General features: G+C 70.5%; 16 protein-coding genes. 5 read left to right on the forward strand and 11 right to left on the reverse strand.

All coding sequences use genetic code 11. From position 1 onward, the window contains the following. Positions 1-21: 21 nt before the first annotated feature. Genes AB0M73_RS00325 through AB0M73_RS00345 form a run of 5 tightly spaced genes read right to left on the reverse strand, consistent with a single transcriptional unit; the run spans position 22 to position 4,158 of the window. Positions 22-897: a hypothetical protein gene (locus tag AB0M73_RS00325; protein ID WP_363885143.1), complete on the reverse strand. Its 876-nt coding sequence runs from the start codon at positions 895-897 to the stop codon at positions 22-24. Continuing rightward, positions 897-2,183, reverse strand: coding sequence for an ABC transporter ATP-binding protein (locus AB0M73_RS00330; RefSeq protein WP_363885145.1), 1,287 nt, complete (start codon positions 2,181-2,183; stop codon positions 897-899). Before AB0M73_RS00330 ends, AB0M73_RS00325 begins: the two co-directional genes overlap by 1 nt. A 38-nt stretch (positions 2,184-2,221) precedes the next feature. Next, entirely contained in the window at positions 2,222-3,088 is an 867-nt protein-coding gene (locus tag AB0M73_RS00335; protein WP_363885147.1) for an HAD family hydrolase, read from the reverse strand. A 21-nt stretch (positions 3,089-3,109) separates the two neighbouring features. Further along, on the reverse strand, positions 3,110-3,967 hold the full coding sequence (locus AB0M73_RS00340) for a hypothetical protein (RefSeq protein ID WP_363885149.1): 858 nt from the start codon (positions 3,965-3,967) through the stop codon (positions 3,110-3,112). Continuing rightward, positions 3,967-4,158: a hypothetical protein gene (locus AB0M73_RS00345; RefSeq protein ID WP_043722096.1), complete on the reverse strand. Its 192-nt coding sequence runs from the start codon at positions 4,156-4,158 to the stop codon at positions 3,967-3,969. The genes AB0M73_RS00340 and AB0M73_RS00345 overlap by 1 nt, the downstream gene beginning before the upstream one ends. 384 nt (positions 4,159-4,542) lie before the next feature. On the opposite strand from AB0M73_RS00345, the gene AB0M73_RS00350 reads away from it, so the two are divergent. From AB0M73_RS00350 to AB0M73_RS00365, 4 genes are read left to right on the forward strand one after another with little or no spacing between them, the layout of a single operon-like run. Continuing rightward, entirely contained in the window at positions 4,543-5,706 is a 1,164-nt protein-coding gene (locus AB0M73_RS00350; protein WP_363885152.1) for a nucleotide disphospho-sugar-binding domain-containing protein, read from the forward strand. Positions 5,707-5,709: 3 nt separating this feature from the next. Then, positions 5,710-6,861: a nucleotide disphospho-sugar-binding domain-containing protein gene (locus tag AB0M73_RS00355; RefSeq protein WP_363885154.1), complete on the forward strand. Its 1,152-nt coding sequence runs from the start codon at positions 5,710-5,712 to the stop codon at positions 6,859-6,861. 41 nt (positions 6,862-6,902) lie between these two features. Continuing rightward, positions 6,903-8,045, forward strand: coding sequence for a nucleotide disphospho-sugar-binding domain-containing protein (locus AB0M73_RS00360; protein ID WP_363885156.1), 1,143 nt, complete (start codon positions 6,903-6,905; stop codon positions 8,043-8,045). 45 nt (positions 8,046-8,090) lie between these two features. Next, a complete protein-coding gene (locus AB0M73_RS00365) occupies positions 8,091-9,575 on the forward strand; it encodes an MFS transporter (protein ID WP_363885158.1) in 1,485 nt (494 codons plus the stop codon). Between the two features lie 117 nt (positions 9,576-9,692). Here AB0M73_RS00365 and AB0M73_RS00370 read toward each other — a convergent pair whose 3' ends face one another. From AB0M73_RS00370 to AB0M73_RS00380, 3 genes are all read right to left on the reverse strand, one after another. Continuing rightward, positions 9,693-11,285 (reverse strand): S53 family serine peptidase, encoded by a 1,593-nt coding sequence (locus tag AB0M73_RS00370; RefSeq protein WP_363885160.1) that lies wholly within the window; start codon positions 11,283-11,285, stop codon positions 9,693-9,695. A gap of 174 nt (positions 11,286-11,459) precedes the next feature. Beyond that, the gene (gene ald, locus AB0M73_RS00375; RefSeq protein ID WP_363885162.1) at positions 11,460-12,578 is read right to left on the reverse strand and encodes an alanine dehydrogenase; all 1,119 of its coding nucleotides are present in this window, start codon (positions 12,576-12,578) and stop codon (positions 11,460-11,462) included. Between the two features lie 148 nt (positions 12,579-12,726). Next, entirely contained in the window at positions 12,727-13,167 is a 441-nt protein-coding gene (locus AB0M73_RS00380) for a hypothetical protein (RefSeq protein WP_043722107.1), read from the reverse strand. A gap of 192 nt (positions 13,168-13,359) precedes the next feature. Between AB0M73_RS00380 and AB0M73_RS00385 the strand changes: the two genes are divergently transcribed. After that, a complete protein-coding gene (locus AB0M73_RS00385) occupies positions 13,360-14,286 on the forward strand; it encodes a helix-turn-helix domain-containing protein (RefSeq protein WP_363885164.1) in 927 nt (308 codons plus the stop codon). Here the strand turns inward: AB0M73_RS00385 and AB0M73_RS00390 are convergent. The 3 genes from AB0M73_RS00390 to AB0M73_RS00400 all read right to left on the reverse strand — a co-directional run bounded on the left by AB0M73_RS00390 (position 14,267) and on the right by AB0M73_RS00400 (position 19,446). Next, positions 14,267-15,760 (reverse strand): helix-turn-helix domain-containing protein, encoded by a 1,494-nt coding sequence (locus tag AB0M73_RS00390; protein ID WP_363885166.1) that lies wholly within the window; start codon positions 15,758-15,760, stop codon positions 14,267-14,269. The genes AB0M73_RS00385 and AB0M73_RS00390 overlap by 20 nt on opposite strands. A 92-nt stretch (positions 15,761-15,852) precedes the next feature. Then, entirely contained in the window at positions 15,853-18,150 is a 2,298-nt protein-coding gene (locus AB0M73_RS00395; RefSeq protein ID WP_363885168.1) for an alpha-L-fucosidase, read from the reverse strand. 123 nt (positions 18,151-18,273) lie between these two features. Continuing rightward, positions 18,274-19,446: a glycosyl hydrolase gene (locus AB0M73_RS00400; protein ID WP_363885170.1), complete on the reverse strand. Its 1,173-nt coding sequence runs from the start codon at positions 19,444-19,446 to the stop codon at positions 18,274-18,276. Positions 19,447-19,469 lie beyond the last annotated feature (23 nt).

Below are 19,469 nucleotides of genomic sequence, written 5' to 3' on the forward strand. Positions count from 1 at the left end.
GTGGCGAAAAAGGCGGTTACGTCAGGTGATGTCGCGGGTTTTGCTCATGAGCCAGCCGCCGACGGCGAAGACGCCGGCCCAGGCGGCGAAGATGAGGCCGCTGATCCACCAGTCGAAGGCGCCGCGGGCGCCGGCGGCGGTGCGGATGAGGTCGGAGAACAGGGTTTGGGCCTCGCCGGTCATGAGGCCGCCGATGTTGGGGACCTTGGCCACCACGAGCTGCGAGGCGACGGAGCCGGTGAGGCCGTCGGCGGAGCCGTTGATCAGGATGCCGGGCCAGTTGCCGGGCAGCAGGGAGCCGATCAGGTTCTCCACCAGCAGGGTGTAGAGCAGCAGGGAGATGATCGACGCGATGGGGCTGCCGAACAGGGCGCCGACGCCCATACCGAGCAGGGTCCAGAGCATGCACGACACGACACCGGAGGCGGCGATCTCCAGCCAGCTCACGGCGTCGGGCAGCTGCTCGGGCCGGGAGGCGATGAGCATGCCGATGCTGGCCACGGCGGAGATGACGACGCCGAACACCAGGCCCCACACGGCGTAGGTGATGAGCTTGGCCGTGAGCAGGCTGCCGCGGTTGGGCGCGGTCAGGTAGCTGGTGGTGATGGTCCGCCGGTTGATCTCGCTGGACAGCGCCAGCGCCCCGAACACGATGGGGAAGATGGCGCTGATGTTCACCGTGCGGGCGAAGATCAGGGTGGACCACGGCAGGTGGTTGAAGTCCAGCCGCAGCTGGGCCACCACGGTGTTGTTGTTGATCTGGTCGAGCACGGCGCCGATCAGCGCGTTGCCGCCGATGCTCCACAGGGCGGCCAGCGCCACGGTGGGAATGAGCAGCGCCCACCACATCTTGGTGGTGAGGATCTTGCGGAACTCGGCGGAGATGAGCCGGCCCATCAGGCGTTACCTCCCCAACCGCCGGCGGGCGGCTGCTGCTGGTCCTGGGGCGGCGCATAGGGCTGGCCGCCGTACTGCTGGCCGAGCTGTTGCTGTTGGTACTGCTGAGGATCGACGGGCGGCGCGTAGCCCTGAGGCGGGGTGCCGGGCGCGTAACCCGGGGCGGCGTAGCCCTGGGGCGGAGTGGCCTGCGGCACCGGGAAACCCTGCGAAGGCTGCTGCGTGTAGGCCTGGTTCGGGTCGACGGGCGGCGCGTAGCCCTGGGGCGGCGTGCCGGGCGCGTAACCCGGGGCGGCGTACCCCTGCGGCGGCGGCCCGTAGCCACCGCCGGGCGGCGGTCCGTACCCGGGCGGCGGTGCGCCGTAGCCGGGCTGCTGACCGGTGTACTGCCCCTGGGTCAGCCGGAAGAACAGCTGCTCCAGGTCGACGGTCTCCTGCTGGATGTCGTACAGCGCGATGCCGGCGGCCATGGCCAGGTCGGCGACGGTCTTGCGGTCGACGCCGGTGATGGCGAGGCGGCCGTCGGGCGTCTGCTCGATGGCGTTGACGCCGGCCTCCTGGAGCTTGACGACCAGCGCCTGCGGGTCGGCCGCCTGCACCAGCACCCGGCTCTGCTGCGACTGCCGGAGGTAGTCCAGGGAGCCGTAGTACACGGTCTGCCCGCGGCTGATGATCACGACCTGGTCCACGGTCTGCTCGACCTCGGCCAGCAGGTGGCTGGAGATGAGCACGGTGCGGCCGGTGCGGGCGAAGGACTGCAGGAAGGTCCGCAGCCAGGCGATGCCCTCGGGGTCGAGGCCGTTGGCCGGCTCGTCGAGGACCAGCACCTGGGGGTCGCCGAGCAGCGCGGTGGCCAGGGCCAGCCGCTGCTTCATACCCAGCGAGAAGCCGCCGGCGCCACGGCGTGAGACCTCGGAAAGGCCGACGAGCTCCAGCACCTGGTCGGCCCGCTGGTCCGGCACGCCCATGGCGGCGGCGTACACACGCAGGTGGTTGCGGGCGGTGCGGGTCGGGTGGAACCCCTGCGCCTCCAGCACGGCCCCGACGACGCGGCCGGGGTTGCCGAGCTGGTCGAACGGCAGGCCGTTGATCGTCGAGCCGCCGGCGGTCGGCCGCACCAGGCCCAACAGCATGCGCAGGGTGGTGGTCTTGCCGGCCCCGTTCGGCCCGAGGAAGCCGGTCACCGACCCGGGTTCCACGGTGAAGCTGAGGTTGTTGACCGCGGTGATCGGGCCGAACTGCTTGCTCAGGCCCTGCACCACGATCCGGCCACTGCCGTCGTGCACGTGTTCCTCCCGGTGCCGGTGCGTGCCCTGGTCATACCCTATTCGGCGGTCGCTCGCCGTGAGATCGCCAGCTGATCCGTCAGATATGTGACGACGCCGTCATCGTCGTTGGTTCCCGTCACGACCGAGGCTGTTGCCCGCACTTCCGGCTGGGCGTTGGCCGGCGCGATGCGACGGTCGGCGACGGCGAACATGGGCAGGTCGTTGACGTGGTCGCCGCAGACGGTGATCTCGCCGTCCAGATCGAGCCGCTGCCGTAGCTCCAGGATGGCCGCGCCCTTGGTGGCCAACGGGCTCTGCACCACGACCTCGGACCAGCCCGCGCTGTACGAGTTCAGCGCCGCCCACACCCGGGCACCCTCGCCGATGGCCTCCTGCACCCGCGCCGCCACGGCCGGGGCGTCCTCGTCCGGCACGTACGAGCACAGCATGACGACCTGTTCCCGGTCGGCCACGGCCCTCAGGTCGGCGGTCTCGGTCAGCCGCGGGTCGCGGTAGCGGCGCTTCTCGCCGATGAACCAGCCCGCGCCGGGGTTGAGGTCCGGGCCGAAGTGCACCCGATCGCGTGCGCCGTCCCAGGTGGTCACGATGGTGTCGCCGAGCAGCTCCACGGCCCGGCCGGCGATCGCCGGGTCCAGCGCGTTGGTGACGAGGTGCTGCCCGGTGCGCAGGTCGGAGATGTACGCCCCGTTGTGCTCGATGACCGGCAGGCCCAGGTCCACGCCAGGCAGCATCGGCCGCATCGCGGCGGTGCTGCGCGCGCTGGCGATCGTCAGCGCGACGCCGGCCGCGACGAGGCGGTTGAGCCCGTCGCGGGCGGCGTCGGACAGTGATGTGTCGGAGCGCAGCAGCGTGCCGTCGAGGTCGCAGACGAGCAGATGTCCCGGTGCGGTCAGCCAGTTCACCGGTCCCATCCTGCCCGCGGGCTACTGCACGGTGGTCGACCCCTGCCAGTAGTCCTCGAGCACGCGGCGCATCTCCTCGGTCTCCGCGTCGGGCTCGCCCAGCAGCTCGAACCGGGACGGCATCACGTCGGCGACGACGGTCTCGGACACGATCGTCTCCGACACCATGGTGTCCTCCAGCGGCTGGATGGGCGGGGCCTGCGGCGGGGCCGGCAGCACGCCGCCGAACGCGCCGATCGGGTCCAGGCTGGCCAGCGCCGGGGCGTCGGGCCGGTCGGCGTACTCGCCGGGCGCGGGCCAGGTCGGGTCGTCCACGATGGCGAACGGCCCGGAGCTGGCGATGGCCGGCGGCGGGCTGGCCGGCGTGATCGGCGTGTAGCTGGGCGCGGGCGGCAGCGCGTGGCGCAGCACCGGCAGCTCCACGGTCATCTCGGCCGGCACTTCGGGCGGCAGCGTCATGGTCCGCCGCGCCGCCACCGGCAGCGGCGGCGTGCGCACGCCCTGCACCGGCCCGCCGTTGGTCTGCTTGCTGTGCCGGCCGTTGCGCCGGAACAGGCCGCCGAACACCCCGCCGAACATCCCGCTGCGCTGCGGCTGCGGAGGTGGCGTGCCGGCGCCGATCAGGTGCTGGTGGGCCAGCAGCCAGACCTTGCACGGCCAGCGCCGCTTGCGCAGCCGGCCGGGGCAGGCCCGGCAGCGGCCGTCCTCGTCGGCGGTGTGCACCTCCAGCAGCAGCCGCCAGCCGTCGGCCAGCCGCTGCAGCTCGGCGCGCGCCAGCGGGGCGAGGGTGCCGCCCGCATTGGTCTGCTCAGCCGCCTGGTCCAGCGCGGCCAGCCGGCGCAGCACGGCGCGCCGCATCCCGTCGTCCACAGTGCTCATCAGCTCAACCCCAGATCCCCAGCCGCCCGGTCGAGTGCGTGGTGCAGCCGCCTGGTCTGCTGCGGCGACATCACCGCCGTCTCGCCGGGCGGGGCCACCAGCACCACCTGGTCGTGCTCCACCAGCACTGTCATCGCCCGGTCCCGGCCGAACGGGTCCAGGCAGTCCACCCACCAACGGGGTTCACTCATCAGGCATCTCCGTCAGGCTCCACGGGGTGCCACGCGAGTGACTGTCAGGCTGGCGGCACACACCCGTCACACATCGGCCGATCGGGTCAGTTCGCACAGTCTGCGAGGCAGGGTTTCACCCGTTTGCACGCTCGTTCACCCGTTGGAGTGGCGGCGGACAAGATTTTTTCGACGGATCTCGTCCAAACATGAGGCAAATCGGCGTCCGAGACCCTAAGCTGTTCTCGGCGGCCCGCTCCCAGTGACCCCCAGGCTGGTTGAGCGGGCCGCTCTTTCATGCCCAGATGCCGTGATCGGGACCACATCCACACCCTCCTCGACGCGACCTTCGCTTGCCCGCTAAATTGTGGGTACATCCCATCTCTTTCACCTGGGGGGTACCTGATGAGGGTCCTGGTCACCGCGTCGCCCGGCCTCGGCCACATGCTGCCGATGGTCCCGATCTCGTGGGCCCTGCGCGCCGCCGGCCACGAGGTGCTGCTGGCCATGTCCGGCCGCAGCCCCGACCATGTGCCGATGCTGGCCGCGTCCGGCCTGCACGTCGTGGAGACGGTCAAGCACGAGAAGTTCGGCAGCATGCTGGACCGCGTCCGCGGCACCGAGGACATCAAGGAGATCCAGCGCCAGATCAAGGAGGCGTCCCGCAGCGGCGAGTTCGACCGGCTCAGCCAGGTCGGGGTCCGGCTGTTCGTGCCGATGTCCGAGGCCGTGGCCGACGCCGTGGTCGAGCTGGCCGACGAATGGCGCCCCGACCTGGTGCTGCACTCGCCGATGGAGGGCGCGGGCCCGCTGGCCGCGGCCAAGCTCGGCATCCCCGCGGTCGAGCAGTCGTTCGGGCTGTCCAGCCCGCTCGACCGGGGCACGCAGTTCGCCGAGGCGCTAGCCGACACCTACCGCCGGCACGGCGCGGACGGCCCGCCGCAGCGGCGCGGCCTGCTCAACGTGGCCCCGCCGAGCATGGGCACCACGCCCGAGAACGGCTGGTCGATGCGGTACGTCCCGTACAACGGCGGCGGCCAGCTGCCGGACTGGCTGCTGCGCCGTCCCGACCGCCCGCGGGTCGTCGTCACGTTGGGCACCGTGCTGCCGGGCTTCGGCGGCCTCGGGCCGCTCCAGTGGCTGACCGACGTGGCCGACATCGACGCCGAGTTCGTGGTCACGCTCGGTGACGCCGATGCCGACCAGCTCGGCGCACTGCCGGCAAACGTGCGGCCCGTGCCGTACACGCCGCTGAACGCGCTGCTCAACACCAGCACCGCCGTGGTCCACCACGCCGGCTCCGGCTCCACCATGACCGCGCTGGCGCTGGGCGTGCCGCAGCTGGTCGTGCCGCAGGGCGCGGACCAGTTCTCCAACGCCCACGAGGTCGCCAAGCGCGGCGTCGGCTTCGAGGTCGACACCGACGTGCGGCAGGTCGACGCCGACGACCTGACCCGACTGCTGACCGACGCCTCGCTGGCCGCCGCGGCCGCCGAGGTGCGCACCGAGATCGCCGGCCAGCCGGCGCCGGCCGCGCTCGTCTCCCGACTCGAGGAACTGGTGGGCTGAACCATGCGCGTGCTCGTCACTGCACTGGCCGGACACGGCCACCTCTTCCCGCTCGTCACGGCCGCGTGGGCGCTGCGCGCCGCCGGCCACGAGGTGCTGTTCGCCACCGGCGGCGACATGGGCGCGGTCGCCCGGACCGGCCTGCCCTCCTACGACGTGGCGCCCGGCCTGGACATGCGCTCGCTGGTCGGGGGCAACGCCGGCGAGGCGTTCCGCAGCAGCACCCAGGGCCGTCCGTTCACCCTCGATCGCGAGAACCTGCGCGACCACCCGGCGTTCCGCCTGTTCAACGGCCTGGCCGAGGCCATGGTGGACGGCCTGGTCGGCCTGGCCCGCGACTGGAAGCCCGATGTCGTGCTCTACGAGTCGATGCACGTCGTCGCGCTGCTCGCGGCCGACGCCGTCGGGGCGAAGACCGTGTCGCATGCGATCGGCATCGCCCAGAACAAGCAGGTGCTGGGCCTGTTCGCCGGCATGCAGGCGGACATCTTCAAGCGCTACGGGGTCGAGGAGATCCCGGATCCGGACGTGCACCTGGATGTCGCGCCGCGCAGCGTGCAGCCGGAGCAGGACGGCTGGCCGATGCGCTACGTGCCGTTCAACGGCGGCGGGCAGCTGCCGGGCTGGCTGACCGCCACCCGCCCGGGGCGGCCGCGCATCGCCGTCACGCTGGGCACGGTGGCGCCGATGATGACCGGCATCGGGCCGGTGGCGCGGATCGCCGTGCTGGCGGAGAAGATCGACGCCGAGTTCGTGGTCGCGCTGGGCAACGCCGACACGTCTTCACTGGGCGAGCTGCCGGACAACGTGCGGCTGGCCGGCTACGTGCCGCTCGGCCCGCTGCTGGCCACCAGCGCCGCGGTGATCCACCACGGCGGGGCCGGCACCACGCTGACCGCGCTCGACGCCGGCGTGCCGCAGATCATCGTGCCGCAGGGCGCGGACGGGCCGTTCAACGCGGCGGCCGTGGCCGCCGCCGGCAGCGGCCTGAACGTGACCGACGAGGAGCTGGACGCCCAGCTGGTCGAGCGGCTGCTCACCGAGGAGTCGCTGCGGGATGCCGCGGGGCGGATCCGGGCCGAGATGCACGCCATGCCCTCGCCGTCCTCGGTGGCCGAGCGACTGACTAAGAATTTCGGTGGACAGATCTCTTAGTCTGTGAGTTAAATGGTCGGCACAGGGAGGGAGAACCAGTCATGCGCATTCTGATCACCACGTCCCCCGGTCTGGGACACATCCTGCCGACCATCTCGTTCGCCCACGCCGCACGGGCCGCCGGTCACGAGGTCCTCTACGCGACCGGCGGCTCCGTGGACGCGGTGTCCGACGCGGGCCTGCAGGTCGTCGACGCGTCGCCGGGGACCGACTACCGCGAGATCTTCATGGGTCTCGGCGCTCGCATGGGCGAGCAGATGACGGCCGCGCGGAACGACCTGCAGCGGACCGTCGAGGTCGCGCTGCGCATGTTCGCCAAGGTCTCCGAGCCCACGCTGGAGACCGTGGTCCGGGTGGCCGAGAAGTGGCAGCCGGACGTCATCGTGCACACGCCGATGCAGGCCGCCGGCCAGTTGGCCGCCGGCAAGCTGGGTGTGCCGCTGGTGATGCTGAACCTGGGCATGGGCCAGGACCGTGGCCTGTCCGATATGCGGAAGGCCACCTACGAGGAGCTGCACGAGTACTTCGAGCGGCACGGCGTCGCCGAGGCCCCGGCCCCGGCCGTGCGGTTCGACGTCACGCCGCCGAGCGTGCGCGGCGAGGCGGAGCAGCCGGCCGACGTGTGGTCGATGCGGTACGTGCCGTACAACGGCGGTTCCGTGCTGCCGGAGTGGTTGCTGGACAAGCCGGACCGCCGCCGGGTGCTCATCACGCTCGGAACCGTCGTGCCCGGCTTCGGGCTGGGCATGCTGGAGCCGATCGTCGCCGCCGCGAGCAAGGTGGACGCGGAGTTCGTGCTGGCGCTGGGCGATGTGGACATCTCCTCGCTGGGCGAACTTCCGGGCAACGTCCGCCCCGTCGGCTACCTGCCGCTCGGCATGCTGCTGTCGTCGTGTGACGCGGCGATCCACCATGGCGGCGCCGGCACCACGATGACCACTGTGGACGCCGGCATCCCGCAGATCGTTGTGCCGCAAGGGGCGGACCAGTTCATCAACGCCGACACCGTGCAGGCCAACGGGCTCGGGCAGCGGGCCGTCGTGGCCGACGTGGACGTCGCGCTGATCGAGCGGCTGCTCGGCGACGAGCAGTGGCAGGCCAACGCCCGGAAGATCCGGTCCGAGCTGCACGCCATGCCGTCGCCGGTGGACGTGGTGGACCGGTTGGCCGGCTTCGTGGGCTGACGGCCTACGCTGGGGGTCCGAGGTTTCCTCCGGGGGGAGAACACTGTGGCGGCCCAACGGCATCCGCAACGCTGGCCGATCCTGGGCGTGCTGTGCCTGGCGCTGCTCACCGTGGTGCTGGACAACACGATCCTCAACGTGGCCGTGCCGACGCTGTCCACGCAGCTGTCGGCCAGCACGTCGGACATCCAGTGGATGATCAACGCGTACGTGCTGGCCCTGGCCGGGCTGCTGGTGACCGCCGGCAGCCTGGCCGATCGCTTCGGGCGCAAGCGGTTCGTGCTGATCGGGCTGGTGGTGTTCGGCGTCGGGTCGCTCGTCGCCGCCTACTCGCAGTCGGCCGGCATGCTGATCGGCGCTCGGGGCTTCATGGGCTTGGGCGCGGCGTGCATGATGCCCGGCACGCTGGCCGTGGTCATGCAGATCTTCGACGAGGAGGAGCGGCCGCGGGCCATCGGCATCTGGACCGCCGCGCTGTCCGTCGGCGTCGCCATCGGGCCGGTGATCGGCGGCTTCCTGCTCCAGCACTTCTTCTGGGGCTCGGTGTTCCTGGTCAACGTGCCGGTGGCGGCGCTCGGTTTCATCGCCGTGCTGGTGCTGGTGCCGGAATCCCGCGATCCCGCCGGCGGACGCGTCGACGTGCTCGGCGCGGTGCTGTCCACCGTCGCGGTGATCGCGTTGGTGTACGGCGTGATCTCGATTCCCGGGCACGGCTGGGGTTCCGTCGACGTGCTCGGTCCCGCCGCCGTCGGCATCGTTGCGCTGGCCGTGTTCGCGTGGTGGGAGCTGCGGGTCGCCGCGCCCATGCTGGACCTGACCCTGTTCCGCAACCGCATGTTCAGCGGCGCCGTCGGCGGCTCGGTGCTGGCGGCGTTCGGCAACGCCGGGTCGATGTTCCTGCTCACCCAGTACCTGCAGTTCGTGATGAAGTACGGTCCGCTGGAGGCTGGGCTGCGGCTGGTGCCGTTGCCGGTCAGCATGCTCGTCGTCAGCACGTGGTTGAACGCCCCGTTGGTCAAGCGCCTCGGCGTGCCCCTGGCGCTGGCCATCGGCATGTCCTGTGGGGCCGTCGGGTTGGCGTTGGTGGCCCTGACCTCGGGGCTCGGCTACCTGCCGCTGGCCGCCGGGATCGTGCTGCTCGGGGCCGGTTTCGGGCTGGCCGGGCCGGCGGCCGCGACCGCCTTCATGGGGTCCATTCCCTTGGAGCGGGCCGGCACCGCGTCCGGGGTCAGCGGCATGCTCGCGGAGATCGGCGACGGCCTCGGCGTGGCGGTCCTCGGTTCCGTGCTGGCCGGTTGGTTCGCCGCCGGCCTGCCCGCCGGCTTGGGGCCCTCCGCCGCCCAGTCCCTCCCCGCCGCCGAGGCCGCCGCCGGCCCGTCGTTGGTGGGCCAGGTCGAACAGGCCTTCGCCGCCGCGTTGACGGTCAGCCAGCTCTGGGGCGCCGCCGCCGTCCTGGCCGGCGGCCTCGTGGCCGGCTTCCTCATCTGGCGCGCCTCTACCGCCAAAACCCCGGTCTCGTCAAGCCTGTGAAGTTGGGAAGGGACCATTCCTCCACTCCGAGTGGAGGAATGGTCCCTTCCTAGTGTCGGAAAGGACCATTTCTCACGTTGGGTGTGAGGAATGGTCCTTTCCGAGCGGTGTTGTGGGTCAGCCCTTGAGGGCGGCGGCGAGCTTGGCGCCGTCGTAGGAGCCCCAGCCGGTGACCTGGTCGTAGCCCTGGCCGGCCTTGAAGGTGCCGTTGCTGCCCGAGGTCACGTCGTGGAAACCGGTGCCCTTCAGGCCGTACAGGGCCTGGTTGGCCGCGCCGAGCTTGGCGCCGTACAGGGCGGCGAAGCCGGCCCACATGGGGGCGGCGCAGCTGGTGCCGCCGTAGACCTGCCAGCTGCCGGCGGAGTAGATGGCGTAGCCGCTGTTGGGGTCGGCGTCCGAGGACACGTCCGGCACGGTGCGCTTGCCGTTGGAGCCGGTCTGCCAGCTGGGGGCGTCGAACTTGGTGGAAGTGCCGCCGCCGGAGCCGTTCCACGCCGACTCGGAGCCGTAGCTGCTGCCGCTGACGGTCAGGTGCGTGCCACCGACGCCGGTGACGTTGGGGTCGGAGGCGGGGTAGTCGACGGCGTCCACGCTGCCGCCGGTGGTGCTGCGGGTGCAGTCCTTGGAGCCGTCGTCACCGGAGGCGGCGAAGAAGCTGATGCCCTCGGCGGTGGCCTGCTTGATGCCGTTGCTGGTGCCGGTGATGGCCGCGTCGGTGGTGTCGGGCTCGCACGAGCCCCACGAGATGGAGACCACGGACGCCTTGTTGTCGCTGGCGATCTGGCTGGCCATGTCGACCTCGCCCTGGTCGCTGTTGGGCGCCTCGTACACCACGGTCGACGCGGCCGGGGCCATCGCGTTGACGATCTCGATGTCCAGCTCGACCTCGCCCTGGCCGCCGCCCGGGCTGGAGTCGTAGCTGGCGCCGTCCACCGACACGGTCTTGGGCGCGGAGGAGTTCAGGCTGAACTGCTTGCTGTACTGGACGATGTTGGACGCCTGGTAGCCGTCGAACTCCCACAGCGCCACGGTCTGGCCGGAACCGGTGCCGAGCGAGCCGGTGTCGTACGCGCCGCGCAGCTGGCTCGGGTTGTAGCCCGAGGGCGCGGCGGGCTTGCGGGACGCGGAGTTCTTGTGCTTGACGGTGTGGTTGTCCAGGCCGACCACACCCTGCACGACGCCGGCCACGTCGGCCGGCAGCTTGGGCGCGGAGTCGTTGGCGAAGAAGTCTCGGTGTTGCGCGGTGTCGGTGTAGCGGCTCAGCGAGGTGCCGAACGCCGTCTGGAGCTGGGCAGCGCTGCCCTGGACCGTGACGAGCTGGCGGTTGTCGCTGACCTTGGTGATGGCAAGTCCCTGCCCGCGCAGGAAGTTGGACACACTGTCCACCGCGGACTGAGTGGGCGCGAAACGGTCCTTGAACTGGGCGGGCGTGAGGAACTGCCCGTGTCGCGGCGAGTGAGGGTTGCTCACGTCGGCGATGAATTTGTCCAGTTCGCTGCTGTTGCGCAGTTTGAGGGCAACGGACACCGACATCTTGGCGTTGGCGTCGACCGCGCCGTCGCGCTGGCTGTGCGACAGCGCGGGGGAAACGTTGCCGGGAACGGAGACGAGCGGCTGGGTCTGCGCGGCGGCAGGCCCGGCCAGAGCGGCCGCGGCCAGCAGCGGCAGGGGCGCCGCGGCCAGTGCGAGTGCGCGGAAACGTCGTGACATCTGGTGACTCCTTGGTCCGAGGCAGGGTTCGTGCCCAAGTGGTCACCGACGCTAGACGTGTAACGCTCAGATGTGAACCGACGATATGAGGAGTCTTTCAACAGTCCATCAACAGACGACAGGCCGGCCGCGCTGTTCGCACGACCGGCCTGTTCCCAGAATGCCGAGCTAGGCTCAGATGGTGACGACTTCGCTCAGCGGGGCGTGGGGGAGCCCGTGCGCCACGGCGACGGGCTCGTTGACCAGCTTGCTATCGTGCACGTTCAGGCCCAGCGAGAGCGCCTTGTCGTCGTGCAGCGCCTGCTGCCAGCCCTTGTCCGCCAACGCGACCGCGTACGGCAGGGTCACGTTGGTCAACGCGTAGGTGGAGGTGTTCGGCACCGCGCCCGGCATGTTGGCCACGCAGTAGAACACCGAGTTGTGCACCTGGTAGGTCGGGTCGTCGTGGGTCGTCGGACGCGAGTCCTCGAAGCAGCCGCCCTGGTCGATGGAGATGTCGACCAGCACCGAGCCCGGCTTCATCCGCGACACCAGCTCGTTGCTGACCAGCTTGGGCGCCTTCGCGCCGGCCACCAGCACCGCGCCGATCACCAGGTCGGCCTCCAGCACGGCCTGCTCCAGCGCGTAGCGGTTGGAGGTGACGGTGCGGACGCGGCCGTGGAACTGCGCGTCGATCTGGCGCAGGCGGTCCACGTTGGTGTCCAGGATCTCCACGTCGGAGCCCATGCCGGCGGCAATGGTCGCCGCGTTCACGCCGGCGACGCCGCCGCCGATGACCACGACACGGGCCGGGCGGACACCGGGAACGCCGCCGGGCAGCACACCGCGGCCGCCGGAGGGGCGCATCAGGGAGTAGGCCCCGACCTGCGCGGACAGGCGGCCGGCGACCTCGGACATCGGGGCCAGCAGCGGCAGCGCGCCGTTCGCGGTCTGCACCGTCTCGTAGGCGATCGCCGTGGTGCCGGACGCGATCAGCGCGTCGGTCAGCGGGCGGTCGGCCGCCAGGTGCAGGTAGGTGAACAGGGTCTGGCCGGCACGCAGCTTCGGGTACTCCGGCGCGATCGGCTCCTTGACCTTGAGCACCAGCTCGCCCTCGGCCCACACGTCGTCGGCCGTGGCCAGCACCTTCGCGCCGGCGGCCAGGTAGTCCTCGTCGGGGATGGAGGAACCGGCGCCGGCGCCGGCCTGGACGAACACGTCGTGGCCACGGGTGACCAGCTCGTGCGCGCCGGCCGGGGTCAGCGCGACGCGGTACTCGTGGTTCTTGATCTCGCGAGGGACGGCGATCCGCACGATGTTCGATCCTTTCCGGGCGCACGGCTGCTTGGTGTGTTGCTTACCACGGTGGGCTACGCCAACCGGGGTGTCATCGTGCGCCCGGAAGCATCAAAAGGCCTTCTCGTTGTGCTGGCGGCACAACTGAGGGCTAGGTCTAGACCTGTCAGCTGTCCAGCGTCGAACCCGGACGGAAGATCATCACGACCGTGACCGCGGCCCACAGCAGGTTGAAGACGCCGGTGTACATCGCCAGCTGGGCCGTCGGCGTCGGCGTGCCGTCCAGGACGCGCTGCTGGTACGGCAGCACCAGCAGGCCCAGCACCAGGGCCGCGACGCCGGTCAGCACGATCGAGACGATGATCCACAGGTTGCCGGTGACGTGCATGATGCCGGCGGTGGCGAAGCCGAACACCGGGACCGCGATCGACACCAGCGCGTACACCTTGCAGATCCGGTTGAGCAGCCGCAGCGTGGCCATGTCGGCGTCGTTTCCGCTGGCCAGGGCCTTGCGGGCGGCCGGGGGGAACATGCTGGCGGCCACCGCGACCGGCCCGATGGCGATGATCACGGCGATGATGTGGATGGTCAGCAGGATCTTGGTCACAGGCCCACCTCGCTGACGCTCGGCGGGTCTGCGACCCAGGTCCCTGTGTTGAATAGTGCCCTCGCAAGCTCGGTCACGGCGGCTGCGTCCTCCTCTTGAGCGTCTGCACTCATTCAGCCCCATCATTCGCCGGCCGAGACAGTGGCTGGATCGCCAGGCGTCAACGGATTCTGGCCAGCTACCGTGGGCGGCATGCACACCGTCGCCGTGTTGGCCCTGCCTGGTGTCATCCCGTTCGACCTGGCCACGCCCATCGAGGTGTTCCAGCGGACCCCGGGCTACCGGGTGGTCGTCTGCGCCTCCGAGCCGGAGATCGACGCCGGCCTGTTCACGGTGCGGGCGTCGGCCGGCCTGGCGGCCTTGGCCGAGGCCGACACGATCATGCTGCCCGGCTGCTCGGACCTCGACGTGCCGGCCGGGGTCGTGGACGCCCTGCGGTTGGCGGCTTCTCGCGGCGCTCGCCTCGCGTCCATCTGCTCGGGGGCCTTTATCCTTGCCGCCACAGGACTTCTGGACGGCCTGCGCGCCACCACGCACTGGGTCGCCGCGGCGGAGTTGGCCTCGCGGTACCCGCTCATCGACGTGGATCCCGACGTTTTGTACGTCGACAACGGTCAGTTCCTCACCTCGGCCGGCGCCGCCGCCGGGCTCGACCTGTGCCTGCACCTGATCCGCCGCGACCACGGCTCCGCCGTCGCCGCCTCGGCCGCTCGGCTTTCCGTCATGCCGCTGGAGCGCGAGGGCGGTCAGGCGCAGTTCATCGTGCACGACCTGCCGCCCGTGCCGAGGGGCAACGAGCTGGAGAAGTTGTTGGCGTGGATGGAGGAGAACTCCGTGCGGGAGCTCACCCTCGACGAGATCGCCGCGCAGGCCGGCATGAGCGCCCGCACCCTGAATCGCCGTTTCCGTGAGCAGACGGGCACTTCGCCGCTGCGGTGGCTGCACCGGAGTCGGGTTCGGCGGGCACAACATCTGTTGGAGGCGACCGACGAACCCGTGGAACGGATCGCCACGCTCACGGGATTCGGTTCCCCCACAGCGTTTCGCGAGCACTTCAAGCGGGTCGTCGGCACCAGCCCGCAGGCCTACCGCGGAGCGTTCACGCCCACTTCAGCGTGACCAGCTGAGTGAGCAGGGCCAGCCGCACATCGGGGTCGTCCAGATCGACGACCTCCCCGATCTTCTTCATCCGGTACCGGAAGGTGTTCGGGTGGATCCGCAGCGCGCGGCTGGCCTCGCGGGGATCGCCGGGGTGCCGCAGCCACTGGTACAGCGTGTCGAGCTCCATCTCCTTGAGCTGGTTGAGCGGCCCGAGCTCGGCCACGCCGGAGGCGTTCGAGGCCGCCGCCACCCGGTGCAGCACGAGCGAGGACCACACTTCCTCGTAGCCGGCCAGCCGGAGCGGGATCAGTCCGTTTCGCAGCAGTGCCAACGTCTCGTCGGCCTGGGAGCGGGACAGGGGAAGGTCCGTGAGATCGACGGCGGTCCCGGCGGCCACCAGCGGCTCGCCGGTGGCGAGGACCGCTCGCAACTGGGTCCAGCCCTTGTCCGGGACCACGGCGTAGAGCACGCCGTGCAGGTCCGCGACCGCCGGCCGGCGGCCGACGCCCCGGGTCATGCGTTCCCACAGGGCGAGCCGGACACCCTCGGCGCCGGCGGCGTCCTCGCTGGCGGCGTCGATCGCGATCACGCGGTGGGGCTGGTCGTCCAGGCCCAGCTCCGCCGCCGCGGCCCGGCTGCCGGTCGAGCCGGCCAGCACCGCCCGTACCAGCTCGGCCGAACGCATACGCTCCGCGTCGACCCGGGCCCGACGCCGCAGCAGGTGCAGCGCGACGACCGGGCCGGTGTCGGCGAACGCCGCCGACCGCTCGTCGGTGACCTCCCCGTCGACCACCGCCCACATCGAGCCCAGCAGCTCGCCGCCCATCCGGATCGGCACGATCAGCCGCGGCAGCGTGCCGTCCGGCTGGGCCGGCACGAAGATCACCGCGCGGCCCTTGCTGAGCTGGCGGAACACGCCCCGGCTGCGGAACCGGGCCAGCACGTCGTCCGGCACCCGGCGACCCATGATCGTCGACACCCGGGCCGGGTCGGTGCGGTCCTGCCGGGTCGAGTAGGCCAGCACGCGGGAGTTGGCGTCCTCGATCGTCACCGGCGCGTCGATCACCGCCGCCACCGCGTCGGCCAGCCGGAACAGGTCGCCGAACTGCTCCACCTCGCCGTCCGACTCGTCGTCGGCGGCCGCGTCCAGCACCGCCCTGAGCAGCCAGACCAGCTGCGCCCAGGCCGCCTCCTGGCGTACCTCGACGATCGCGGTCTGCGCCTCCCCGGCTGCTTTGAGGACCTCCGGATCGCCGGCCTGCGGCTGCTTGAGCAGCACGCCCGCCGCGCCCTTGGAGTGCCTGACCAGGTCGACTGCGTCCCTGCGGCCACCGACCGCCACGCCCAGCACCAGATCCCCGGCCGCGATCACGTTCCGGCGACCGGGCTCCGCGATCACCACGTCCGTCACGCTCTGCGGGGCCGCCGCCGCATGCACGGCGCGCAGCATCGTCGGCCCCACCCGGTCGACAACCCCCTGCACCGTCACCACGGGCTCATCGTGCCACTGTCTTGTCAAGCCCTCAGTGTTTGGAAAGGACCATTCCTGGCGTTGGACGTCAGGAATGGTCCTTTCACAGCGCGTCAGCGCCTGCTGATCTTGAAGACCCAGGCGTACTGGCCGGCGGCCGCGGCCGCGGCGGGCACGTCGATCACCAGGGAGCCGCCCGTGGTCGTCCAGGTCAGCGGCTTGCCGTAGCCCAGCATGGTCACCTTGTCCCCGCTGCGGATGGGCACCGGCGCACTCACCGTCAGCTTGCTGCCCGGCTTGACCAGCGAGCTGATGTAGAACGCGTCCGGCTTGGTGGTGAACCGCAGGTCACCCAGCTGGGCCTGCCGTGACCAGTACGAGGTGTCGTAGATCGACTCGCCGTTGACCCTGAGCCAGGCGCCGGTCTGCCGCAGCCGGGTCTGCATGATCTCCGGGATGGTGCCGTCCGCCCGCGGGCCGATGTCCAGCAGGAAGTTGCCGTTCTTGCTGACGATGTCGACGAGCGTGCGCACCACCTCCTCGGCCGTCATGTACATCTCGTCCGGGGTCGCGCGGTTGTAGCCGTAGCTGCGCGGATCCAGCCCGCGACTGGCCTCCCACTTGGCCACCACGGTGTTCGGGTACGTCGTGTACTCCGGCGTGGTGAAGTCGTGCACCGCGATGCCCGACCGGTCGTTGATCGTAACGTCCTTCGGTCGCGGGCGGTCCTTGGCATGGTTGAAGTACTCGGCCATCAGCCGCCGGCTGTCGTTGACGCCGCCGATGTCGCACCAGATCACGTCCGGGTCGTAGCCGTGCACCAGCTCCAGCATCTGCGGCAGCTGGTAGTCCAGCACGAAGTCCCGGCCGCTGGCATACCCGGTGTAGGGCACGGCCGCGCCGGTGTACGGATTCCTCGGCGGGTGGCCCATCCACGGGTTGTCGGGGTTGAACCACTCCGGCATGGAGAAGTACAAACCGTTGCGCAGCTGGGGAGTGTGCCTTCTCGACGCGTCGAACAGGGCCTTGACCAGATCCCGTTTCGGGCCCAGCTTGGCCGCCGTGCGGCCGGAGACCTGGGAGTCCCAGAGCGCGAAACCCTCGTGGTGCTTGGAAGTCAGCACGTAGTAGCGGGCACCCGCCTCCACGAACAGGTTCAGCCAGTCGAGCGGATTCCAGTGCTCCGCCTTGAACTGCGGGATGAAGTCGTCGTAGTTGAAGCCCTCGCCGAAGGTCTGGCGGTGGTAGTCGTAGACCGCGTTGGTCGGGTCCTGCATCCAGTCCCAGTACCACTCCGCGTACTGCTTGCCCGGCGGAGACCAGGCCGGCACCGAGTAGACGCCCCAGTGGATGAAGATGCCGAACTTGGCGTCCTGGAACCAGTACGGGGCCTGGTGCGTCGTCAGCGACGTGTCCGCCGGCTGATAGTCGGGCACTCCCAGCAGGATCGGGGCGTTCGCGCTGGCCAGAGTGTCCTTTTTGGACTTCGCGGTGACCGTCCCGGTCGCCGTCGTGCCGTCGTCGACACGCTGGTTCTTGCGGATGCCGATCCTGACCTTCGCCTCGTCGCCCGGGGCCAGCCAGGCCACCGTCGCCGGCGTCACCGTGCGGCCGCCCTGGACGTCCACGGAGATCGTCAGCTGGTCCTGCGGGGTGATCCACTCGGTGCCCAGGTTGACCAGCGTCGCCTCCACGGTCTGCGGGCCGGCGTCGGTGAGCAGGCTGGTCGTGGACTTCGCGCTCCTCAGCGTGACCGCCTTGCCGGTCACCACCGGTTGCAGGCTCAGGGCGAACACGTGGAGGCTGGACTTGCCCTCGACGGCGGGACTGGTGGTCGGCAGGGTGATGGCCACCGCGTCCCGGCCGGGGTCGATCCAGGCCTGGGAGGTGCTGATCGAGACCGGGCTCTGGTCGGTGCCGCCGCCCGGCGTGTAGCGGAACGGGGCGACGATCTGGCCGCTGCCGGAGTACCAGTCGGCGCCGCCGAGCTGGGCTTCGCTGGTGCTGCCGTCGGCATAGTGGACGGTCGCCGTGCCGCCGGTCGCGCCGTACGAGCACGCCGTGAGGAACAGGGCCGTGACGTAGCGGCCCTTGGGCAGCGGGATCTGCTGGCCCATGGCGACGATGTTGTTCTTGCCCGCTGCCGTGGGGAAGGTGAACGGGACGCCGTCCACCGTGGTCGGTCCGCTCGGTAAGCCCTCGGCCGGGAAGGTGTAGCCGGATCCGTCGAAGTTGCCGTCGTGTGTGGTCGCGGTGTCGATGCCGTCGTTGTCGAACAGGCCGTCCAGGGGGACGGGGACCGGATCCGGCGCCTTGTCTGCGGCGAAGGCGGTCCCCGTGCCGTCGATCGTGGCCAACACGGTGGCGCCCAGGGCCAGTCCCAGGGCAGTCCGTCTGGGGAAGGTCGTCATCGAGCCCTCCTACGTCGGGCCGCCCGGCGACGAACAGATCCGATGTGTGGGGGGTGTTTGCGGCGGACCGGGGCCTGACGCGGGTTAGTCATCGGATGACTGTTGATCCTGGGGTGGCTGGAGTCACACTGTCAAGACCTCGGTCACGCCCCGGGCGCTCAGGTACTCCGGCGTCGTCTCCATCACAACCGCCGGTCGGTGGCCTTCCCTGGCCAGACGCATCCAGGCCTCGAAGAACGCGCCGCCCGGCCCCGAGGAGCTCCGCTTGCCGTCGAAGAACAGCGCCGTGGTCCGCTCCACCGGCTTCGGCAACTCTGCGTGCACAGCCTTCTCGATCGCCCTGGCCAGCGGCTTCGCATTGCCGTCGGCGTCGAACAGGCCGAGGCCGTACTCCAGCTCCGGGTAGTCGATGAACCTCCGGTTCACGTCATGCGAGCACCACCAGGTCAGGCCCCAGACGTTCTTGCAGGTAGCGACGTTGCCAATCGTGTGCTCCGCGTACTCCACCGCGTGTTCCACCGGGATGTGCGGGGCCGGCGCGCCCACCTCCTGCACCCAGATCACCCGGTCCGGCGAGCCGTAGGCGCGGGCCAGCTCCGTGCCGTACTCGGCGAGGTGGTGGATCTCCATTGACTGCGGACCGTAACGACGGGCCGCGTTCAGCGAGAACACCCAGGGGTGGACCGTGGTCATGGCGCCCTTGGTCGCGCTGGCCAGCGGCGTGAACGGGTGATCGTCGACGTACCAGGCGTCGTCGAAGGCCGAGTGGCAGTGCGGGTGGTCCGGGTCCGCCTCGTTGACCGTCGCCAGCAGCCGGTCCAGCCAGACGTCCACCTCGTCCGCCGTGCACGGGTTGTGCTCGACCAGGTTGTTCATCTCGTTGCCCAGCGTCATGCCCAGGAAGTTCGGCTCCCCGCGCAACGCCGTCGCCAGCGTGCGCAGCAGCAGAATCTGCCCCTCCAGCACATCGGGATCGGTGAAGACGTTGCGGTGGTGCCAGGTCTGCGTCCAGGAGGGGTAGAAGTCGAAGCTGGACAGGTGGCCCTGGATGCCGTCCACCGTGACGTCCAGGCCCGCCGCCGCGCCCATGCGGACCATCTCCAGCAGCTGCTCCACGGCCTTCTCGCGGACCACGCCCCGGTTCGGCTGGAAGACCGACCAGATCGGGAACACCCGCACGTGGTCGAGGCCCAGGCCCGCCAGCTGGTCCAGGTCGCGGCGGATCGAGTCCGGCTCGAAGTCCAGCCAGGAGTGCCACCAGTGCTTGCTTGGCGTGTAGTTCGCGCCGAACCTCATCAGCCGCTCCCCGGTTCGTTTAC

Source organism: Kutzneria sp. NPDC051319 (assembly GCF_040682195.1).
Classification (GTDB): Bacteria; Actinomycetota; Actinomycetes; order Mycobacteriales; family Pseudonocardiaceae; genus Kutzneria.

Bases quoted from the DNA above. Each gene is read 5' to 3' on its own strand.
- AB0M73_RS00325 (WP_363885143.1), bottom strand. From the start codon at position 897: ATGGGCCGGCTCATCTCCGCCGAGTTCCGCAAGATCCTCACCACCAAG.
- AB0M73_RS00340 (WP_363885149.1), bottom strand. From the start codon at position 3,967: ATGAGCACTGTGGACGACGGGATGCGGCGCGCCGTGCTGCGCCGGCTG.
- AB0M73_RS00345 (WP_043722096.1), bottom strand. From the start codon at position 4,158: ATGAGTGAACCCCGTTGGTGGGTGGACTGCCTGGACCCGTTCGGCCGG.
- AB0M73_RS00350 (WP_363885152.1), top strand. From the start codon at position 4,543: ATGAGGGTCCTGGTCACCGCGTCGCCCGGCCTCGGCCACATGCTGCCG.
- AB0M73_RS00355 (WP_363885154.1), top strand. From the start codon at position 5,710: ATGCGCGTGCTCGTCACTGCACTGGCCGGACACGGCCACCTCTTCCCG.
- AB0M73_RS00360 (WP_363885156.1), top strand. From the start codon at position 6,903: ATGCGCATTCTGATCACCACGTCCCCCGGTCTGGGACACATCCTGCCG.
- AB0M73_RS00370 (WP_363885160.1), bottom strand. From the start codon at position 11,285: ATGTCACGACGTTTCCGCGCACTCGCACTGGCCGCGGCGCCCCTGCCG.
- AB0M73_RS00385 (WP_363885164.1), top strand. From the start codon at position 13,360: ATGCACACCGTCGCCGTGTTGGCCCTGCCTGGTGTCATCCCGTTCGAC.
- AB0M73_RS00395 (WP_363885168.1), bottom strand. From the start codon at position 18,150: ATGACGACCTTCCCCAGACGGACTGCCCTGGGACTGGCCCTGGGCGCC.
- AB0M73_RS00400 (WP_363885170.1), bottom strand. From the start codon at position 19,446: ATGAGGTTCGGCGCGAACTACACGCCAAGCAAGCACTGGTGGCACTCC.